The organism is Rickettsia tamurae (genome assembly GCF_000751075.1).
GTDB classification, from domain to species: domain Bacteria; phylum Pseudomonadota; class Alphaproteobacteria; order Rickettsiales; family Rickettsiaceae; genus Rickettsia; species Rickettsia tamurae.
This window is the reverse complement of the sequence record NZ_CCMG01000008.1, coordinates 42,888-62,540: the sequence shown is the minus strand read 5'-3', so window position 1 is coordinate 62,540 and position 19,653 is coordinate 42,888. Positions and strand designations below refer to the sequence as shown.

Here is a 19,653-nt window from a genome sequence, read left to right as displayed (position 1 = left end):
ACCAATAAAGTCCAAGCGGTTATAACTAATTACGATGAACCTAAATATCGTATAATTGATAATGCTATTAGAGATGATATTAAATTCCTTGAGGTCTTAAATTTAGGGGAATTAGAAATTATGCATCGTACAGTAGATGACAAAACTTGGTTTGTAATGTTTTATAGTGATACCCGCCCTACTATAAATATGATAGGAAAAACAAAGAAGTAAAACATTTATTTGCACGTTATAAAGCATTAGAGTAATATTCTCTATCAATCCGGTAATTATTAAATCTAGAGACGGTTTAGATTTAGTTAGTTATATTACTTTCCCTAAAAATACTGAGTTAAATAAGCAAATTTATCCAAAGAATCCATTACCGTTAGTACTTTTAGTGCATGATGGACCTGATCAAAGAGATAAAGGGGGTATGAACACCAATCATCAATGGCTTGCAAATCGTGGTTATGCGGTTCTAAGCGTTAATTTTAGAGGCTCGGAAGGATTCGGAAAGAAGTTTTTAAGTAGTGGTTACGAAGAATGGGGGCAGAAAATGCAAGACGATTTAATTGATGCCGTTAACTGGGCTATTAAAAATAAAATAGCCGAACCTAAAAAAATTGCTATTATGGGAGTCGGTTACGGTGGATATGCGGCACTTGCCGGATTAACTTTTACGCCTGAACTTTTTGCTTGCAGTGTGGATATTGCCGGTCCACCTAATTTAGCAACAATTTCAAATTACTTTATTCAAGATGCTCGTTTAGATAGGCTAGATAAAGTAAAATTGAGTCTTTTAGAAACGGCTGAGAAATTATACCGGTACTCTCCATTAACGCACGTTACTAATATCACAAAGCCTTTACTTGTAATGCAAGAAGCAAAAGATACAAGAGTGCCGCAAGCTGAATCAGACCAAATGGTAGAAGCAATGAACAAGCATAATATTCCGGTAATTTATACTTTATATAAAAATGAAATACATTTCTTTTTAAATGAATCAAATAAACTTTCCTTTTATGCTATTGCAGAACGGTTTTTAGCAAAACATCTCGGAGGGAGGTTTGAACCCTTTAGATAATGAGGTTTTAAATAATCCTAATTTAGTATTAAACGGTAGCACTCCATCCGAAAAATTGTTAGAGGATTTGCTAAATAAATAAGCTTAAGAGCCTGTTCACGATCTTAATTTTAAAGCTAATGAAAATCTTTTTAGCTGCAAATTATAAGATTTTTTTGAAATAGGAGTACTATTCCTACAAAAATCTTATTAATTTTCGCTTAAAAATCTGTTTAGTTATCAATTAAAATAAGATTGTGAACAGGCTCTTAATAAAAAAATAAAATAATTTCAAAATTGTAGTTGACAGGTCTGATTATATTGCATATAACTACACCTAATCTAAAGCGATAAATGAAAAAAAGTCGCAGCTGTTTTTAAAAGTAAATAATTAGATATAGATAGTGACAGTAAACATGTACATATCACAAAAGTGATAATTAAACCTGTCAATTTTTTAAAGTAAAACTGACAGAATCAAACTTGAGAGTTTGATCCTGGCTCAGAACGAACGCTATCGGTATGCTTAACACATGCAAGTCAAACGGACCAATTGGGGCTTGCTCCAATTAGTTAGTGGCAGACGGGTGAGTAACGCGTGGGAATCTACCCATCAGTACGGAATAACTTTTAGAAATAAAAGCTAATACCGTATATTCTCTACGGAGGAAAGATTTATCGCTGATGGATGAGCCCGCGTCAGATTAGGTAGTTGGTGAGGTAACGGCTCACCAAGCCGACGATCTGTAGCTGGTCTGAGAGGATGATCAGCCACACTGGGACTGAGACACGGCCCAGACTCCTACGGGAGGCAGCAGTGGGGAATATTGGACAATGGGCGAAAGCCTGATCCAGCAATACCGAGTGAGTGATGAAGGCCTTAGGGTTGTAAAGCTCTTTTAGCAAGGAAGATAATGACGTTACTTGCAGAAAAAGCCCCGGCTAACTCCGTGCCAGCAGCCGCGGTAAGACGGAGGGGGCTAGCGTTGTTCGGAATTACTGGGCGTAAAGAGTGCGTAGGCGGTTTAGTAAGTTGGAAGTGAAAGCCCGGGGCTTAACCTCGGAATTGCTTTCAAAACTACTAATCTAGAGTGTAGTAGGGGATGATGGAATTCCTAGTGTAGAGGTGAAATTCTTAGATATTAGGAGGAACACCGGTGGCGAAGGCGGTCATCTGGGCTACAACTGACGCTGATGCACGAAAGCGTGGGGAGCAAACAGGATTAGATACCCTGGTAGTCCACGCCGTAAACGATGAGTGCTAGATATCGGAAGATTCTCTTTCGGTTTCGCAGCTAACGCATTAAGCACTCCGCCTGGGGAGTACGGTCGCAAGATTAAAACTCAAAGGAATTGACGGGGGCTCGCACAAGCGGTGGAGCATGCGGTTTAATTCGATGTTACGCGAAAAACCTTACCAACCCTTGACATGGTGGTCGCGGATCGCAGAGATGCTTTCCTTCAGCTCGGCTGGACCACACACAGGTGTTGCACGGCTGTCGTCAGCTCGTGTCGTGAGATGTTGGGTTAAGTCCCGCAACGAGCGCAACCCTCATTCTTATTTGCCAGCGGGTAATGCCGGGAACTATAAGAAAACTGCTGGTGATAAGCCAGAGGAAGGTGGGGACGACGTCAAGTCATCATGGCCCTTACGGGTTGGGCTACACGCGTGCTACAATGGTGTTTACAGAGGGAAGCAAGACGGCGACGTGGAGCAAATCCCTAAAAGACATCTCAGTTCGGATTGTTCTCTGCAACTCGAGAGCATGAAGTTGGAATCGCTAGTAATCGCGGATCAGCATGCCGCGGTGAATACGTTCTCGGGCCTTGTACACACTGCCCGTCACGCCATGGGAGTTGGTTTTACCTGAAGGTGGTGAGCTAACGCAAGAGGCAGCCAACCACGGTAAAATTAGCGACTGGGGTGAAGTCGTAACAAGGTAGCCGTAGGGGAACCTGCGGCTGGATTACCTCCTTAAAGACTAAATTAGTATATTGCTTATATTTATATAAGTAATTGCTCAGTCCAAATATTTACTGTCACTATCTTTAACTAATTGTTTGCTTTTAAGACTATAATTTTCTTTTTTTCAATTTCCTATATCTCTTCTCAAAAACAATACTATCTTTTTTAAAGAAAGAATTAAAGTAATGAGTAACAAAACTTATTTGCTTATATACTCATTAGACTTCTTGCATATCCTCCTTCTAAAGATAGTTTGTCCACAGAATCTAGTAATTCTTGACATATTTTTATATTAATAATATCTTTCTATTAAAATTTTGGAGATATTTAGATTAACTTATGAAAATTTCTAAATCACAGGCAAAGATACTTTTTTCAGCATTAAATGAATGGAATAACACCGGTTTACTTGACGATAACGACTATATTACTTAAAAACGATATAGAAATATTAAATTTTGATTGGAAGAAATTAGCTGGATATTCTTTTTGGGTTTCTTTAATATGTATAGTTATTGCTATTAATGCTATTTTGTCTGATCGTTATCTACGCGAATTATTAGAATATATTCTTAATGCCCCGTATCTGCTGAAATTTATTACCTTATCAACTTTATCGGGAATAATTTATTTTGTTGGTTTTAAAAGACAACAACAAAAACTAGAGAAAATTTTTAGCGATGGGCAGTATTATTTTTAGGGGTCTTAACCACTGCTTGTGCTATTTATCAACTAGGAAAAGCATTTGATTCAGGGAGTGGACATTTTTCCATTTTATTGCTTTTATCTTTTATTGTTTATGCCATATTAGGATATTTCTCTAAATCAAATTTAATTTGGTGCTTTGCTTTAATTTCACTAGGTAGTTGGATGGGAGCAGAAACCGGGTATATGTCAGGATGGGGAGCTATTACTTAGGTATGAATTATCCATTACGTTTTATATTATTTGGAGGAATCTTAACATTCTCTGCTCTTGCACTAGAGGAAAATAAAAAATTCAATCACTTTACTCAAGTAACTCTTGTAATTGGTTTATTATATTCATTTATTGCAATGTGGTTATTATCAATATTTGGAAATTATGACCCTGAAGATTATTACTTGAAGTCGATAAAGCCGATAGAATTATTGCATTGGTCTTTATTATTTGCCTTAATGTCCGGAGCAGCTATTTATCACGGTTTAAAACAAGATAATTCGGTAACTAAAGGATTTGGAGTTACTTTTTTATTTATTAATTTATATACAAGATTTTTTGAATATTTTTGGAATACAACTCATAAAGCAGTATTTTTTACAATTCTAGGAATAAGCTTTTGGTGGCTTGGAAGCAAAGCAGAGAAAATTTGGAATCTTACTGCAAAAAAATAATTAATATATAAAGTTCTGCTTTTTTAAGGGACGTATATATTCAGATAGAACTTAAAAAATTGGCAGCAATGTTTTTTTAAGTTCTCGAATGCTGAACATTTAATAACCGCTGTCGTTCCTCGTCTTGTTGATTCCTTGTTCTTTTTAGCTGCAAATTATAAGATTTTTTTAAAATAGGATATATCCTCTCAAAAATCTTATTAATTATCAATTAAAGCTATTTTGTTAACAGTCCCATAAAGTAGTTTTTAAGCAATAATATATAAATTAATTATTTTTAATTCATAAAATATCTTAATAAAACATAATAAATATCCTACAATAATATTAAAAAATATTAAGGGTAAAATATATGAATTACTTAGGATACGGTGGTATTTCTCTTGGAACAATACCTTGCAATAGTAATATTGTTTAATGTTAACAAATCAATATTATAGGCTATCATTCATGGATTTTTTGGATGGTTTTATATTGTATATTATTTGTTATTTAGAAAATAGACTTCTTGCATAACCTCCTTCTAAAGGTAATTTATACGTCAATCCGGTACTCGCATCCTCACGTGTTACTTGTGTGTACGCTGCAGTGGTAAGTGCTTCCGTGTTTCTTTCAAATTTCTATTCATAAGATAGGTTATGCAAGAAGTCTAATAATAGGAATCATCTACGAGAATAAAAGCTTTAAGTTGCTTTAAAGAGTGAAGTTTGTTAATCTCTACAAAAACATATTTGAGATTATATGATAACTACATATTTAAAGGAAAATAATTCTATAGTAAAAAATGAAGAATATATTATTAATGAATCCACATTATGGATTGATTTATTCAATATAACCGATGAAGAAAAAGTAATAGTAAAAAATACATTAAATATAGAAATACCGACTTTAAAGGACATATCGCAAATTGAGATTTCCAAGAGGTTATATGTTGAAAATGAGGCGTTATATCTAACTGTTACGGAACTCGTTAATAAAGAGCAAGAATTTCCTGAAATACATTCTATAGTATTTATTTTGCATAAAAGTTGTCTTATAACAGTTCGTTACGTAGAATTAACACCCTTTAATGACTGTATAAATAAATTTGCTAAGCAGCTTAATAACAAACATAATGCAGAAAATATTTTATTTATGTTACTTCGTAATGTGGTAACAAGATTATCGAATATTGTACAGTTGATTAGTATGGATATTGATGATTATGGACGTTTAATACTTGATAATAACATTAATGATTTGCGTATAGATCATACTAATGTATTAAAGAAAATAGGTCGAAAAGGTGATTTACTTTCTAAAAGCCGTGAGTGTTTATTTTCTTTAACTATGGCTATTCAATATATTTTAAAATCTCCACAAATAACTCAAAATAAAGCATCTAAGGATCTATTAGATACATTGCTTCGAGACGTAGACTCAATAATTAATTTTTCACAATTTATATCTAGCGAGATTGCAAGAACCCTAGACGCAGCACTTGGTATGATTGCAATTGAACAAAATAATATTATTAAAATTTTCTCGTTGGTTACTATATTTTTTCTCCCACCCACTTTAATAGCCAGTATTTACGGCATGAATTTTACCGTAATGCCTGAACTTAAATCGCCGTATGGTTATCCTATAGCCTTATTCTTAATGTTATTATCTACAATTATTACCTATAAATATTTTAAGAAACGAAAGTGGTTGTAAGTTTTTATTGAGAATAGTTCGATAGAATTTTACATAAAAATTAATCATCGTATTTTATAGTCAATTGATTTGGACTTGCCTATTACGTTGCTCGTCGCTCTCCTATTAGTTATAGGCTTCGTTCTTTGCTCCTTGTATGCAAATCCAATTGAATTGGCTATATGACATTGACACTATCTTAATTATTATATTACCAAAAGTTAAAATTTCTTAAATTTCAATTTAAGAATAATTAGGATTTAAATATGAGCAAATTAGATTTTGAAGTAGAAAAGACGGAAGATCATTTTTTAGTTAAAGAGAAAATATTAAGTGCAGAAGAAATGAAAACTATTATTTCAAATCATGAATTGTTAAAAATACATTAGCTAGTTATAATGATATGGCTAGTGCAAATGCAGTAACAAAATTATTTAAAAGAAATAAAGGTTGAAGATTGTTTAGATATTCATTTAGACTCTATGAATACTCTTAAATTCATTGGTACTACCCCTAACTATAGCATCAGATGTGACTTTTAATAATATCTCATTCAATTCGTATGCCACCTTAATTATAGAAGCAGGAAGGTCTCTGAATATTGCTGGTCTACTAACTATAGGATATTGTTTTAAAAGGTATAATAGAAAATATAAATAATGGTCAATCAGTAATTCACAAAGGAATAACTTCTGAAATTCTTTTAAATAATACTATTGCACTCAGTTTAAATTTTATGGAAGAAAATACGGATAGTAATTCAGATATAACAATATTGGGAAATACTGATCTGGAGATTTAATAAACAATATTGCAAGTTCTTTCTAAACTCTATTTTTATTCGCAACTAGGGATAAGATTTTTTTAAATCTTATCCTTTTTTGCCGGTTACTTTATAGCCTTATTTTCAATGCTATTATCTATAATTATTAACTCTAAATTTTTATAAATACTATTACGTCTGAAGAAACTACTATAGATACAACACTTACTGTAGTAGAAGAAGTACCGGCATTAGGAGAGGGGATAGAGGGAGCATAAGTAATAAAATTCAATATTATTCCCGTGTAAGGCTTGCTTGCATGGATATCCAAGTCGTCATTGCAAGCGACTGCAAGGAGCGTGGCAATCTATAAAAAATAATAAAAAATCTGTAAATCAGAATTTTTTACTGGATTGCTTCGTCAAAACTTACAGTTTCTCCTCGCAATGACGGAAAAACCGAACCACGTGGGCAATGTTAAGCCATTCAATAAAATCTAAATATTTCTTAGAATTATTTTACTTAATTCATAATTCAAGTGTGAGAAGCTTATCTCTTTAAATCCTTTTCTTGGAATAATAATCATTGCGAATTTTATAGCCTTGAAGCTAGAATCACTAACAATAATTCTAATTAGATGTCGGATACGCCTTTTAATTTTATTGCGAACCACAGCTTTTTTATTTAGCTTCTTGCTAACTTTGATCCCTAAAAAGACGTTATATTTTGATTCAAGGAAAATTTTAGGAAGTTTTTTTGCTATTACCAAAATAAAATACCTTTCATGGAACTTCTTTCCAAACTTATTTATAAGTTCAAATTCTTTTTGATTTTTTAAAGAGGTAATAGACAATTTGATAAGTTAGATTATTTTAAGCAGATAATTTATGTCTACCTTTAGCACGACGCCTTCTTAAGATTGTTCTTCCGGATGGAGTAGCCATTCTAGTTCTAAAACCATGTCTTCTTTTTCTAACTAAATTGCTAGGTTGAAATGTACGTTTCATAATATTTATACCGAACGAAAATAAAAATTAATTATCATAAACATGTCATCCCGCGACCTGATCGCGGGATCTCAGGACACAATGTGATACAAGATCCCGTGAAGGGGCCACGAGATGACAATTAAACTAAATATGTGCTTTTGCTTGCTCTACGATACTTGCGAATCCATCACTGTTATTGACGGCAAGTTCTGCAAGTACTTTACGATCTATATCGATTTCTGCTTTTTTAAGAGCTCCCATAAACTGAGAGTAAACAAGTCCATGTTCTCTTACTGCTGCATTTATTCTTTGAATCCATAAGCCTCTAAAATCACGCTTACGATTTCTACGATCTCTATAAGCATATTGGAGGGCTTTTTCTACCTTTTCAATAGCTACTCTAAAACAGCTATTAGCTCTACCTCTATAGCCTTTGGCTAATTTGAGGATTTTTTTATGTCGATTTTTGGAAATTTTTCCTGATTTTGCACGTGTCATTGCTTTAGCTCCTAATTAATTAATTTATACCGTACGGTAAAAAATATTTTTTAATATTATATCCGTCTTGAGGACAAAGTATTGTAGTTCCTCTAAGGTTACGAATTTGAGTTTTAGTACGACGACGCATAAAATGTTTTTTACCTGCTTGAGATGCAATAACCTTGCCGCTAGCAGTAAGTTTAAAACGTTTTTTTACGGCAGATTTTGTTTTTAATTTAGGCATATTTATTCCTTATAATTGGTATTTACTAGATTTAAACTGTAATTAGGCATACCAAAGCCACGTACAGACTAGAAACCTAGATAATAGTTTTTTTTATTAGTTATTGCAAGATTTTTTTATAAAAATGTGCTATAATGTTTTTAATCAATCGATAATAATTTAAAAATGTTCGGACAAAATCCTAAAAGAAGCATATTAAATGGTGACGGTACTAAGTTAGAGGTGCAGTCTATTTTTAAGACTATACAAGGTGAGGGTATTTTTGTAGGTTGCCCTGCGATCTTTATTAGGCTTGGGGGGTGTAATCTTGCTTGTAATTTTTGTGATACGGAGTTTGAAGATTTTGATTTAGTAGATATAGATAAGATTTTAAATAAAGTAGAAATTTTGGCATTAAATTCTAAAAATGAAAAATCAATTAATTTAGTAGTAATAACCGGCGGTGAGCCGATGCGTCAACCTATAGAGTTATTATGTCATAAGTTACTAGACCTAGATTTTGAAGTCCAGATAGAGACTAACGGTACGTTATATCGCTCTTTGCCAAAAGGAGTGTCTGTAATTTGTTCACCGAAAGCCGGTAAAACCGGTTATGGTAAAATAAGAGAAGATTTATTGCCTAAAATTAGTGCAGTGAAATTTATCGTTGCTAAAAATATTTTAGAATATAGTCTCATACCGGAAGTAGGGCAAACATCTTATAATATACCGGTTTTTATTCAACCTATGGATCAAAACGACCAAAGACTTAATGACGAAAATAATGAGTTAGCAGTAAAATTAGCACTAGAAAGCGGTGCTAGGTTGTCTCTACAAACTCATAAATTTTTAAATATCCCATAGATCTAGGTTGCCGTATGATACCTTTTCATCACCTAATAATATTACTATTCCAACGTTACCATTGTCAGAATTAGAAAGGTAAAGCTCTTTAAAAATTTTAATTATATTTTCACCGGCTCCATCACTTTCAGAACGATATAATTTCCCTAACTGCCTTTGTTGTTCTACAGAAGGGAAAGGTAAGATAATTTTGTCAGCATCTATGTTACCTTTTGATGTTGATGTTATTATAGATTCAATTAAGCTTTCGGTACAGAATTGTTGGAGCTGTACTAATGTAATTACCTGCTTTTCATTGTCTAAATTAGAAACCTCCGCATTTTCTTCTTGTTCTTTAACACTTGCTTGGTAGCACATACGTAATATACCAACTAAATCTAAGTGAATTTTACATTCCGGTTCTTTAATTTTTAACAAGAGTATTGATGCATAAGAATCATCATCTTCACTCTTGCTCCCAATGTATAGTCAGTGTCAGAAGAGTGCATCATAGATTCAAGGAGAAAACCCTTGTTATATTCCTGTTTTGGGGCAGTAGACTTAATTTCTTCTCCACAGTTTGAGGGATTTGCAATACGCTTAGGTTGTATCTGTTTCATAATTTCCTTACAAAATAATTTCGGTTAGAACTAAATTTCTTTTTTATCCAATAAATTAAAGAATTTTAACTAAGGGATATATTACTCCTATATTCTAGTCAAGAATTAATTTACTTGAATTTTTAATTGTACTTAAGTATGATAATGAAGATTTATTATATTATAAGTTAATATGGAGTAATAATGAGTGAAATATTAGAACTTGAAGCGAAATCCCGCGTGGAATTCGGTACGGGAGCAGCAAGAGCATTAAGAAGAGAAGGACGTGTTCCGGCTATTATTTACGGAGCGGGTAAAACACCTGTTAGTATTTCTTTAGAAGAAAAGGAAATAACTAAATATTATAGAAAGTCGGCTTTTATCTCTCAGTTAATTAATTTAACAATTGATAAGAAAAAATATAAAGTATTACCGAAAGCCGTGGAGTTACATCCTGTTACGGATATAGTACGCCATGTGGATTTTGTCTTTTTAGAAGAGAAAACCCAAAAAATGGAAGTACCTGTAGTATATGAAGGGAAAGAAAGAGCTTTAGGCGTTAAAAGAGGCGGATACTTTAATATAGTAAAAAGAAGAGTTACTTTATTATGTGATGTTAATAATGTCCCAAGAAACGTAACTATAGACGTTACTAATATGCCTATTGCTACTTCGCTAAAATCTTCAAAAATAGAATTACCGAAAGGATGTAGTTTTGTTACAAAAAAAGAATTTGTTCTTGCAACTATTATAGGACGTAGAGGAGCAAAAACTGAAGCTGAAGGGGAACAACAAGCCGCTGAAGCAGGGAAGTAAGATAATTCTCACGATAAGGACTTGCTTAGATACTTAAATCGTTATTGCAAGGAGTCGTAGGCGTTGTTGTTTGGCTCGTTTTATGTCATTCCTAGCTAGAAGCGGGAATCCCAGTAGTCTTTAATTGTCATGCCGTGGCTTGACCACGGTATGACAGCAGAAAGTACTAGATTCCTGCTTTCGCAGGAATGACATTATTCTCTACTTCTTCCAAATCATATTTCTTCAAAAATTTTCCATTATTATTTATTAGGTAAATTATTATGATTCTTGTTATTGGTCTTGGTAATCCAGGAAAAGAGTATCAATATACGAGGCATAATATCGGTTTTATTGCTATAGAGAAGATAGCAGAGCAATATAATTTATCATTTAGTACAAAGAAAAAATTTAATTACGAGATTGCTGAAACTATTAGTGATGGACAAAAGATAATTTTTATCAAACCTACTACTTACATGAATTTATCCGGTAAATCAGTGATATCAGTGAAAACATATTATAATATCCACCCCGCAAAAATTTTTGTTATTCATGATGATATTGATTTAGAAACAGGTAGAATAAAATTTAAAACCGGTGGCGGTAACGGTGGGCATAATGGTTTAAAATCAATTGACGGTGTTATAGGTAATAATTATAACCGCATTAGAATTGGAGTCGGTAGACCGCAAAGTAATCAAGATGTAGCAGATTACGTACTTAATAATTTCTCTAAACCGGAGTATGAAACAGCGTTGCAAGCTATAGATAGAATAGCTAATAATTTTGATTTAATATTAGAGAATAAGTTAGAAGAATTTAAGAATAAAATAGCTTGATATATTAAGACTCTGATGTCATTCCCGCGAAAGCGGGAATCCAGAAAAAAACTTTAATATTGATACAAAAATTACATATTTGATAAAATAAGTATATAAAAAACTAAGTTTTTTTATGTGTTTTACTGGATTTCCGCTTTCGCGGGAATGACATAAAAAGCATTTAGCCATGTAGTAATTCAAGCTTTCTGCGGAACGACATAGAAAGGAAAAATTTATGACACTAAAACTTGGAATTGTTGGGTTGCCGAATGTCGGTAAGTCGACGTTATTTAATGCCTTAACGGCAAGTCAGGCTGCGGATGCCGCTAATTATCCGTTTTGTACTATTGAGCCTAATAGCAGCAAAGTTTTAGTGCCGGATGAGCGTTTGCATAAACTAGCAAGCTTAGCCGGAAGCGGAAAAATTATTCCGTCTTATATTGAGTTTGTCGATATTGCAGGGCTTGTTAAAGGAGCAAGCAAAGGGGAGGGGCTAGGTAATAAGTTCTTATCTCACATCAGGGAAGTCGATGCAATACTGCATGTACTGCGTTGCTTTGAAGATGAAGATATAACGCACGTATATAACAAAGTCGACCCAATTTATGACCTTGAGGTTATTGAAACGGAGTTGATACTTGCTGATATAGAGTCGGTTGAAAAGCGTTTAGCAACAAGTGAAAAACGCTTAAAGTCAGGCGATAAAACAATGGCGGAGCAGATAGAATTGTTAAAAGAGGTTTATAAGGTACTAGGTGAGGATAAACCTGCAAGAGTGTTAAATGAAACTTTAGGAGCTGATAATTTAAAACAATTGCAGTTAATTACTTCTAAGCCCGTTTTATATATATGTAATGTACTTGAAAAAGATGCTGCAGTTGGTAATGAATTTACAAAATTAGTAGCGGAAAGAGCAAAAAAAGAAAATGCTAAAAGTGTCGTAATTTCTTCAAAAATAGAAGCTGAGATTGCTTTACTTGAAAACATGGAAGAAAAAGAAGAGTTTTTTAAATTTATAGGTTTAGATGAAACAGGGCTTAGTAAAGTCATTAAGGAAGGATATAATCTATTAAATCTTAAAAGTTTTTTTACTATAGGTCCTAAAGAAGCCCATAGTTGGACTTTTAAAGACGGCACGCTTGCGCCGGCCGCTGCCGGTATTATTCATACCGACTTTGAAAAAGGTTTTATTAGAGCGGAAGTTATCGGCTATGAAGATTATATAGATCTTAGTAGTGAAGCAAAAGCCAAGGAAGTAGGCAAAATGCGTTTAGAGGGTAAAGAATATAAAATGCAGGACGGGGATATAGTACATTTTAGATTTAACGTGTAAATACTCGTCGTCTTTAAAGAATTATTTCTTTATTTTATCATGGATTCGTGTACTCATATACTTAAGTGTACACTCCGTTCGCTCACCATTCAAAATAAAGTCTAATTCTTTAAATACTTAAAGTATCAATATTATAGGTGATATTGTGAAAGAAGTTTTAAGCAAGGAAAATATTAAACTTCGTCGAATGTTTTGTTTAATAGATGATGATCAGTGTATTTGGAGCGATAAGGAAATTGAAGATATCGTATAAGGCTTAGAAAACAATATTATGTTCGTTGTATTTCAGTTTTTGATCATTGGTTTTCTGATAAAGAATGTGATGAACTAATGATATGGTATCAAAGAAAATTTAATTCTAAGGAAAATAAAGAAAAATATTATCAATATGAACAGTTGTTTGTAAAATTTTATTTATATTTATTCAATAACACAAAAGTTTATGCACGTTTTGATAGATTGTTTATATCATTTGATTCACAAGAAGAGTATTTATCGCACGTTTTATTAAGCATAAGAGAGAGATTATTCTTAAAAATTATTTTACCTGAATATCATGCTATTATAGATGGTGGTCATGATTTGACTGATCTATTAAAAGTAAAAAAAAAGACTATCCTCAAGGGTTAGAAGCAATAAGTAAAATAGTAAGAGAAAATGGTTTGTATATTTTAAATTAAAAAACATATTAGTATTAAAAATTAGACCATATCTAAAGTTGCTCAAATATTAGTTGAAAATTTATTTAAACTAATTTATCCTCAATTTTTTAAATTAGGTGTTTTATGTTTACAAAGTTTTCACTCGTATTAGTTATATTGTTTCTTGGTATAGTTTCCTATGCTAATCCTAAACCTATAGGGCTTGAATTAAACAAAGCAACCTTAGAAGAGGTGAAAGAAAAATCTATTGTAAATAATATTGAAAACTTTTCATAAATGTTTATTTTTTCTTAAATTAATATAGCGTATTAGAGTATTATAAAACTTATGAAAATTATTGCGAAGATTCCGGCATGGATGCTTCTATGCTTATTTATTTTATCACCGACTACGGAAACAATTTTATACTTCAAGGATTACCGAGTTTAACTAAATATTTCGGTATTGACGGCGGTATCACTCAAATTACGTCTACATTATATTTTCTAGGGTTTGCTCTTGATATATTATCGCTTGGCAGATTATCGGATATTTACGGTAGAAGACCTATAGCTTTATTAGGGCTTTTTATTTATGTTGTATCTTCAATTATTAGCATTTTTGCAGTTAATATAGAAATGCTGATGATAGCTCGTTTTGTACAAGCTTTCGGTGTAAGTGTAGGTTCTGTTATTGGGCAGGCTATGGCTAGAGACTCCTATCAAGGTTCGGAATTATCATATGTCTATGCTAGCTTATATCCGTGGCTGTTATTTGTCCCTTCTCTAGGTTCATCTATAGGGGGCTATATGGCTATATTATAGAATATTCAAGCTGGCATTATGTTTTTGTATTTTTTAGCCTTACCGGTACTATATTATTAGCTTTATATTATAAAGTTTTACCTGAAACAAATTCTTATATAGATTTTTCCCAAAGCAGTAAATATTTTGAGGTTTTGCAGGTAATTATTAAAGATAAAATTCTTTGGTTATATGCTTTTATCATTGGTGCATTTAACGGCATATATTATGTTTTTTTCATAGAAGCTCCTTTTATTTTTATTGATAAAATGAAAGTTTCGCTATCTTTTTACGGTAAATTAGCGTTTTTGTTATCTTTTGCCGCTATCTTTGGAGGGTTTTTAGGAGGGTATTTAATAAAAAACGCCATGTACACGATAAAAAAGTTATGGATTTAGGATTTATTTTTAGTCTGTGCGGTTGTATATTATTTGCGGTAAATGCTTTTATATTAGAAGTTGTTTCAGCGAGTCATAGTCTTGCAATCGCTATGATATTTGCACCGATGATGATTCATATGGTTGGGTATAATCTACTTATCCCTATGACGCTTCGTTATGCACTGGAGGATTATGCTAAAGTAACAGGTACAGCAGGATCTATATTCGGTGCAATATACTACGTAGTTATCGCTGCTGTAACTTATTTGGTTTCTAAAATACACGGCGAAACGATAAGCAATTTTGCTTTATTATGCTTCATTTTAAGTATTAGCTCTGCTATTTCGTTTTACTGTATTTGGATTTTATATAAGAAAAAGCCAGGTATTCCTAACTAAAGACAGGTGTCGTCATTGCAAGCAGCTGTGGGTGTTGTTGCATGGATAGGTTTTTTCGTCATTGCGAGGAAAAATTGAAAATTTTGACGAAGCAATCTCGTGCCAAAGTCCTGAGGTTGCCACGCTCCTTTCAGTCGCTCGCAATGACGATTTGGTATCCATGCAACAAAGCCGTTTTTAGCTAGGAATGAGACATTAAGAATTTTATTAGGGAGGCAAAAGAATATTATGCTACAATCTCATTATAACCCGGTACATCATCTGTATGCTCTTCACCCTCAAGAGTAATATTCTCTTTTAAGGCTTCCATACTGCAGCTACTAAATACATTAAGGTTATTCGGCTCGCTTTGCCATTTTGAACTAGCTTGTTCAAAACTGACAATACACTCTTTAATTTCTTCTAATGTATAATTTTCTGCTTTCTGTAAAAAGTTATCTATATCGTTTTTTAACGTTGGGTTCTGCTTACTAAATGCATTTAAAAATTTCTTAATGCCGGTTAATAATTCTTCTTTTTCATACTCTGGATCTTCTTCAAAACCTTCATCATCAGAGTCTAGAGCTTGAGCTATCGTTTTATTAATTGCCTCGTTATTGTTTTCTATATTCTCTTCTTCTTCAAAATTTTCATCTATCAACTCTACGTTTTGATTAGCTGCTTGTTCTTTATTTAAATTATCTATTAAAGTATCACATAATCTTTGTATTTGTTCGCTATTCTCTGCTACATATTTACGTCCTATTTCTTCTAATTTTGCTATATTCTCAGGACTTGCATTATCTAAGCTTTCAGTCTCTTTAGTAATAGGCAGTCCTATTTCAAAAAATTCATCTTTTTCCGGCAGATCATTTTTAGCTTCTGCAGTGGAAGATGCTTCTTTATTTGTCATAAGCCTGTTTATCAACTTTCCTTTCACAAGCCAACCTATTACTCCGTCAAAGCCGATTTTAGGTATGGAATTCGTAGGTTCGAGGTCATTACTGAAATTAATGGCACATACCATAGTATGATCTAATATCTCTTTCTGCTCTTCACGTGTGAGGGTTTTCTCTTCGCGTATATGATTTTGCTCTTTATGGAGATAACCTTTTTTAAGCAATTTTAAAACTTCATTTTCCGGTCTGTTAGTATCGAGACCTCCATCTGCATATGCGTATGTAGGACCTATAACAGGCTTAAAATAAGTAGGAGCAGCAGTTGTGGCAAGTAATACGTCTTTTAATTTTACATGAGGACCATAGCCGTGAAAGCTGTCAAAAATTTCTAATCCCGTACCATTAGTAGTCAAATCATTTACCGAAATAATAAGGCGGGAAGTAGGGCTATCCATCCTATTATCACTTATATATTTTTCTAATAATTCTTTTAAAGGTTTCTGACTATGTTTATGAGTAAATATTTGTTTAACCGAACCTAAGAAAGTATCGGGGAATATATCACTTGCACTTGATTTAAATATCTCAAATGCTTCTTTAGCACTATATTTTGCTTCTTTTGAACCCGGTTCTTTTGGAATTGTTAATAAGGTAGCTGCAAGAGCACCGGCACTAGCTCCTGCCATAATAGGGAATAGCTCGGAAATAGATTTCCCTGTTCGTTCCTCGAGTTCTATAAGAAAAGGAAACATTGCAGCGATTTTAATCCCGCCGCCGGAAAGCGTAAGTATTCTGTGGATTTTTATATTATCAATTTTTTCTGTCATCACAATACCGTATTTAGATTGTGCGGCAATATATAATAAAAGTTAATAATTGTCAATAAATTTATTTGTATAAACTTAACATTTAACCTATAAAATAAAATTGTAACTATTAGTAAAGAAGACTTGATTAATATTTAGTATATAGCTAATATTATAACTATAATGGTATGAGATATGCTTAAATCTAGTGATTATGACATCGACCCTAAGTTATTAGCTAAAGAAGTAAATATAATGATGAGTAAGGTTGGAGAGAAACTTAATAATATTGCTAATGATGAAGGCAAAATTATTTATGCAAAGAAAAAGTTACTTAAATATCTTGAGACTAATAATTTTACTAAAGTTTTAGCATTTAAAAATTGTTATGAAGGCAATACCGGTGAAACTTTGAATGTTATAAATATTACAAATGATTTATTATATAGAGATGAGTTTAGTTCGCTTACTGATACTGAAGATACTCTAGAGATTTTAACTCCGCTCCTTGGAATATTTTTTCCTGAATAATTTAACACTAATTATACTATAAATAATGACACTAAAATATGAAAACTTTGATAGCTCTTCTGAGGAAGAGGCAGAGGAAAATTATACTTCGCCTCAACATCTTGATTTTTTACTAAGAAATATACTAAATATTAATTATATACATAAGTCTAATGATCTTAAACTTAGAGTAGGTTTAATATTACATAATTTAGCTGATAGATTCTTTAAATATCCTACTATTAGAAATACTTATAAAAAAATTAAATCTGAAATATTAACCTTAGATAGTGATTATTACGAAGAAAATTTTAATATTATCAAAAATGTTTTTAATAAGCATTTTAATAAATTATTTAAAGATTATAACAAAGAAGATATAAGCAATACGGATTATCAGAAGCTATTGCATTTCATCATGTCAAAAAAGTATTATTACAAGAATTACAAAACAGTAATATCAACTTAAAAAGCATAAGTAATAACCCATTAAATTTTACAATATATAATTCTAAAGGATTTTTAGCTTTTGCTGAAATAATTGGCAGGAACAATAAAAATCAACTAAAAGCGTCGGATTTTAGAAGAAACAAACAATGATTTATCTACTATATGTAAGATCTCAAATACTAAAGAAGAAACTTTTACAATTAATCATATAGTACATTATAAAACCGGTAATGTACAAACAGATGTACCGGGCTTAGGAAAATATGATGAAATTTTATCTAAATTTGAGCAAGAGCAAAAATATAAACATGCTATTATAAAACGTATATTTGAAGTGGTACATGCTAAAGAACCGACACAAAATATAGAAGAATTGCCACGAAAACTAAATCACTTTGCTGAAAAGTTAACGCATTTGCTATTTATAGTTGAGATGAAATAATACAACCTTACTTACGGCTCCGATTTTTCTAGAACTTATTGATAAAAATAGTATATTTCTATTAAATAAGAAGCTTTTTCCTATGTCTGCAAAGCATGCTATTACTCAAACAAGAGACATAATTAAAAACTATAAATATGTGTTACCTGATTCCTATCCAATAGATTATGATACTACAAATGTACAAAACGGTCATCTATTACTTATCAGAGAAGGCAATATTTTAATAAAATGGCTTAGTGAAAACTTAAATAATTTTAAATTAGAAAATATAGCACAAAGTCTTGATATTATGGTTTTAGTACAGTTTAATAAAGGTAAAAATATAGATAATATAAGCCTTAATGATATCAAACATTTTTTAGAACAAGTTAATAAACTAAAACATTGTCCTATAGATTTGTTAAATTCATTAGACCAAAATTTAACTGCTTTAGTTCTTAAAGCAGGAGAACGTAATTTAAAGCTTACAAAAACTAAATTGCTTGAAAAAAAGGATTTTTCTCAAGATTTAAAGGATTTAATTGAAATAACCTACTTGGAATTTACTGAAAGCTTAAAAAATATTGAAAGGTTTTTAGCTCAAAAACAAGCATCTCTCAAGAAAGAAATAAAAAAATATTACCTGAAATTCTACAAATTTTATGCGGTAAAATAAAAGAGTGGTATGACATTGATGCACCTGAATATACCAAAGATGTATTACAAGATATTACAGCAAAATTTAACCAAACTATTTCCCCTGTATCATTTAAAACTAAATTAAAGCTTTCATTAAAGAGAAAAAACCTAGAAAATGAGGGTAATTATGACTATGACAGCAATAAAATATTAAAAACTCATGATGAAGAACTAGATAAAACTATAGAAGAAGCATTAAAGTTAATAGGAGTGGGAGAAAGCTTTGATGATTCTATATCCTATTTAAAAACAGTACTAATATTATAGTCTTTTTGAGGTCCTAGAACTTGGTAGCTAAGAGTAAATGAATCAGGATTTAAAAATATATAGGTACATTATATTGATCTTTACCACATAGATGACTACCTGTAGCTCTTGAATTATCTATAAAATCTAAACGATAAAATAAGCTATTTTCAGGAGCAATAAAATATTTTGTAATATTACTACTCTTAAAAATATATCTATATTCTTTATTAGCGTGGATTTGATAATCGTAGTCGTTATAGTGAATTTGCAATTCCTCTTTATAGATTAATTCATTTAAACTTTCAGATAGGAAATATGCTACCCCCTCGCCGTAACCATGATTATCTATAATTCTGTTAATCCAGTATTTTCCGGATAATCTTGAAAAAATTTCTTTTACTGAATCATTTTTTGAGGGCATTTGGTATATACCTATGTCATTCCTGCGACGTTTTGGCTTTGTTGCATTGCTGTTTATGTCATTCCCGCGAAAGCGGGAATC

At 32.0% G+C, this 19,653-nt stretch carries 20 protein-coding genes, 1 rRNA gene and 3 pseudogenes; 16 read left to right on the top strand and 8 right to left on the bottom strand.

The genetic code is table 11. The features are described from left to right. The first annotated feature begins 379 nt into the window (after positions 1 to 379). The 5 genes from MB29_RS12450 to MB29_RS02095 all read left to right on the top strand — a co-directional run bounded on the left by MB29_RS12450 (position 380) and on the right by MB29_RS02095 (position 6,085). Positions 380 to 1,066, top strand: a complete 687-nt coding sequence (locus MB29_RS12450) for an alpha/beta hydrolase family protein (RefSeq protein ID WP_233418866.1) — start codon at positions 380 to 382, stop codon at positions 1,064 to 1,066. 458 nt (positions 1,067 to 1,524) lie between these two features. After that, positions 1,525 to 3,023: ribosomal RNA gene (locus tag MB29_RS02110) — 16S ribosomal RNA — on the top strand. 373 nt (positions 3,024 to 3,396) lie between these two features. Next, positions 3,397 to 3,711, top strand: coding sequence for a hypothetical protein (locus MB29_RS08140; RefSeq protein ID WP_233418865.1), 315 nt, complete (start codon positions 3,397 to 3,399; stop codon positions 3,709 to 3,711). A 199-nt stretch (positions 3,712 to 3,910) separates the two neighbouring features. Next, positions 3,911 to 4,384, top strand: coding sequence for a hypothetical protein (locus tag MB29_RS11300; RefSeq protein ID WP_233418864.1), 474 nt, complete (start codon positions 3,911 to 3,913; stop codon positions 4,382 to 4,384). 741 nt (positions 4,385 to 5,125) lie between these two features. Continuing rightward, positions 5,126 to 6,085, top strand: a complete 960-nt coding sequence (locus MB29_RS02095) for a magnesium transporter CorA family protein (RefSeq protein WP_032138859.1) — start codon at positions 5,126 to 5,128, stop codon at positions 6,083 to 6,085. A 53-nt stretch (positions 6,086 to 6,138) separates the two neighbouring features. On the opposite strand, the pseudogene MB29_RS09785 reads toward MB29_RS02095, so the two are convergent. Next, positions 6,139 to 6,255, bottom strand: a pseudogene (locus MB29_RS09785) (palindromic element RPE2 domain-containing protein); the annotation flags it as partial. 75 nt (positions 6,256 to 6,330) lie between these two features. On the opposite strand from MB29_RS09785, the gene MB29_RS13370 reads away from it, so the two are divergent. After that, positions 6,331 to 6,453: a hypothetical protein gene (locus MB29_RS13370; RefSeq protein WP_267881718.1), complete on the top strand. Its 123-nt coding sequence runs from the start codon at positions 6,331 to 6,333 to the stop codon at positions 6,451 to 6,453. Positions 6,454 to 7,323: 870 nt separating this feature from the next. Here the strand turns inward: MB29_RS13370 and rnpA are convergent. From rnpA to rpmI, 4 genes are all read right to left on the bottom strand, one after another. After that, a complete protein-coding gene (gene rnpA, locus MB29_RS02085) occupies positions 7,324 to 7,680 on the bottom strand; it encodes a ribonuclease P protein component (RefSeq protein WP_032138858.1) in 357 nt (118 codons plus the stop codon). Between the two features lie 19 nt (positions 7,681 to 7,699). Beyond that, positions 7,700 to 7,834 carry a 50S ribosomal protein L34 gene (rpmH, locus tag MB29_RS02080; protein ID WP_010421915.1) on the bottom strand — a complete coding sequence of 45 codons (135 nt, stop codon included), beginning with the start codon at positions 7,832 to 7,834 and terminating at the stop codon, positions 7,700 to 7,702. Positions 7,835 to 7,960: 126 nt separating this feature from the next. Next, complete coding sequence (rplT, locus tag MB29_RS02075) at positions 7,961 to 8,314, bottom strand: 50S ribosomal protein L20 (RefSeq protein ID WP_032138857.1); 354 nt, start codon at positions 8,312 to 8,314, stop codon at positions 7,961 to 7,963. A 19-nt stretch (positions 8,315 to 8,333) separates the two neighbouring features. After that, complete coding sequence (gene rpmI, locus MB29_RS02070; RefSeq protein WP_008580803.1) at positions 8,334 to 8,540, bottom strand: 50S ribosomal protein L35; 207 nt, start codon at positions 8,538 to 8,540, stop codon at positions 8,334 to 8,336. 165 nt (positions 8,541 to 8,705) lie between these two features. On the opposite strand from rpmI, the gene MB29_RS02065 reads away from it, so the two are divergent. Then, a complete protein-coding gene (locus MB29_RS02065; RefSeq protein WP_032138856.1) occupies positions 8,706 to 9,383 on the top strand; it encodes a 7-carboxy-7-deazaguanine synthase QueE in 678 nt (225 codons plus the stop codon). Here MB29_RS02065 and MB29_RS12440 read toward each other — a convergent pair. Beyond that, positions 9,369 to 9,800 carry a hypothetical protein gene (locus MB29_RS12440; RefSeq protein ID WP_233418863.1) on the bottom strand — a complete coding sequence of 144 codons (432 nt, stop codon included), beginning with the start codon at positions 9,798 to 9,800 and terminating at the stop codon, positions 9,369 to 9,371. The genes MB29_RS02065 and MB29_RS12440 overlap by 15 nt on opposite strands. Positions 9,801 to 10,165: 365 nt before the next feature. Between MB29_RS12440 and MB29_RS02050 the strand changes: the two genes are divergently transcribed. From MB29_RS02050 to MB29_RS09770, 6 genes and pseudogenes are all read left to right on the top strand, one after another. Then, positions 10,166 to 10,777: a 50S ribosomal protein L25/general stress protein Ctc gene (locus MB29_RS02050; protein ID WP_032138855.1), complete on the top strand. Its 612-nt coding sequence runs from the start codon at positions 10,166 to 10,168 to the stop codon at positions 10,775 to 10,777. Between the two features lie 263 nt (positions 10,778 to 11,040). Continuing rightward, positions 11,041 to 11,598: an aminoacyl-tRNA hydrolase gene (pth, locus tag MB29_RS02045; protein ID WP_032138854.1), complete on the top strand. Its 558-nt coding sequence runs from the start codon at positions 11,041 to 11,043 to the stop codon at positions 11,596 to 11,598. Between the two features lie 217 nt (positions 11,599 to 11,815). Then, the gene (gene ychF / locus MB29_RS02040; RefSeq protein ID WP_032138853.1) at positions 11,816 to 12,913 is read left to right on the top strand and encodes a redox-regulated ATPase YchF; all 1,098 of its coding nucleotides are present in this window, start codon (positions 11,816 to 11,818) and stop codon (positions 12,911 to 12,913) included. A 330-nt stretch (positions 12,914 to 13,243) separates the two neighbouring features. Further along, the gene (locus tag MB29_RS02035) at positions 13,244 to 13,543 is read left to right on the top strand and encodes a hypothetical protein (RefSeq protein WP_032138852.1); all 300 of its coding nucleotides are present in this window, start codon (positions 13,244 to 13,246) and stop codon (positions 13,541 to 13,543) included. 155 nt (positions 13,544 to 13,698) lie between these two features. After that, the gene (locus MB29_RS11295) at positions 13,699 to 13,851 is read left to right on the top strand and encodes a hypothetical protein (protein WP_215426180.1); all 153 of its coding nucleotides are present in this window, start codon (positions 13,699 to 13,701) and stop codon (positions 13,849 to 13,851) included. Positions 13,852 to 13,902: 51 nt separating this feature from the next. Beyond that, positions 13,903 to 15,135 (top strand): annotated as a pseudogene (locus MB29_RS09770) (Bcr/CflA family efflux MFS transporter). Positions 15,136 to 15,361: 226 nt separating this feature from the next. On the opposite strand, the gene MB29_RS02015 reads toward MB29_RS09770, so the two are convergent. After that, positions 15,362 to 16,840, bottom strand: a complete 1,479-nt coding sequence (locus MB29_RS02015) for a patatin-like phospholipase family protein (RefSeq protein ID WP_032138850.1) — start codon at positions 16,838 to 16,840, stop codon at positions 15,362 to 15,364. 174 nt (positions 16,841 to 17,014) lie between these two features. Here MB29_RS02015 and MB29_RS02010 point away from each other — a divergent pair, with 174 nt between their 5' ends. The 3 genes from MB29_RS02010 to MB29_RS12435 all read left to right on the top strand — a co-directional run bounded on the left by MB29_RS02010 (position 17,015) and on the right by MB29_RS12435 (position 18,879). After that, positions 17,015 to 17,350, top strand: coding sequence for a hypothetical protein (locus tag MB29_RS02010; RefSeq protein ID WP_032138849.1), 336 nt, complete (start codon positions 17,015 to 17,017; stop codon positions 17,348 to 17,350). 25 nt (positions 17,351 to 17,375) lie between these two features. Then, positions 17,376 to 17,798, top strand: a complete 423-nt coding sequence (locus tag MB29_RS08120; protein WP_233418862.1) for a hypothetical protein — start codon at positions 17,376 to 17,378, stop codon at positions 17,796 to 17,798. A 505-nt stretch (positions 17,799 to 18,303) separates the two neighbouring features. Further along, entirely contained in the window at positions 18,304 to 18,879 is a 576-nt protein-coding gene (locus MB29_RS12435; RefSeq protein ID WP_233418861.1) for a hypothetical protein, read from the top strand. Positions 18,880 to 19,141: 262 nt separating this feature from the next. Here the strand turns inward: MB29_RS12435 and MB29_RS11290 are convergent. Then, a pseudogene (locus tag MB29_RS11290) lies at positions 19,142 to 19,572 on the bottom strand (DUF6314 family protein). Positions 19,573 to 19,653: the final 81 nt, after the last annotated feature.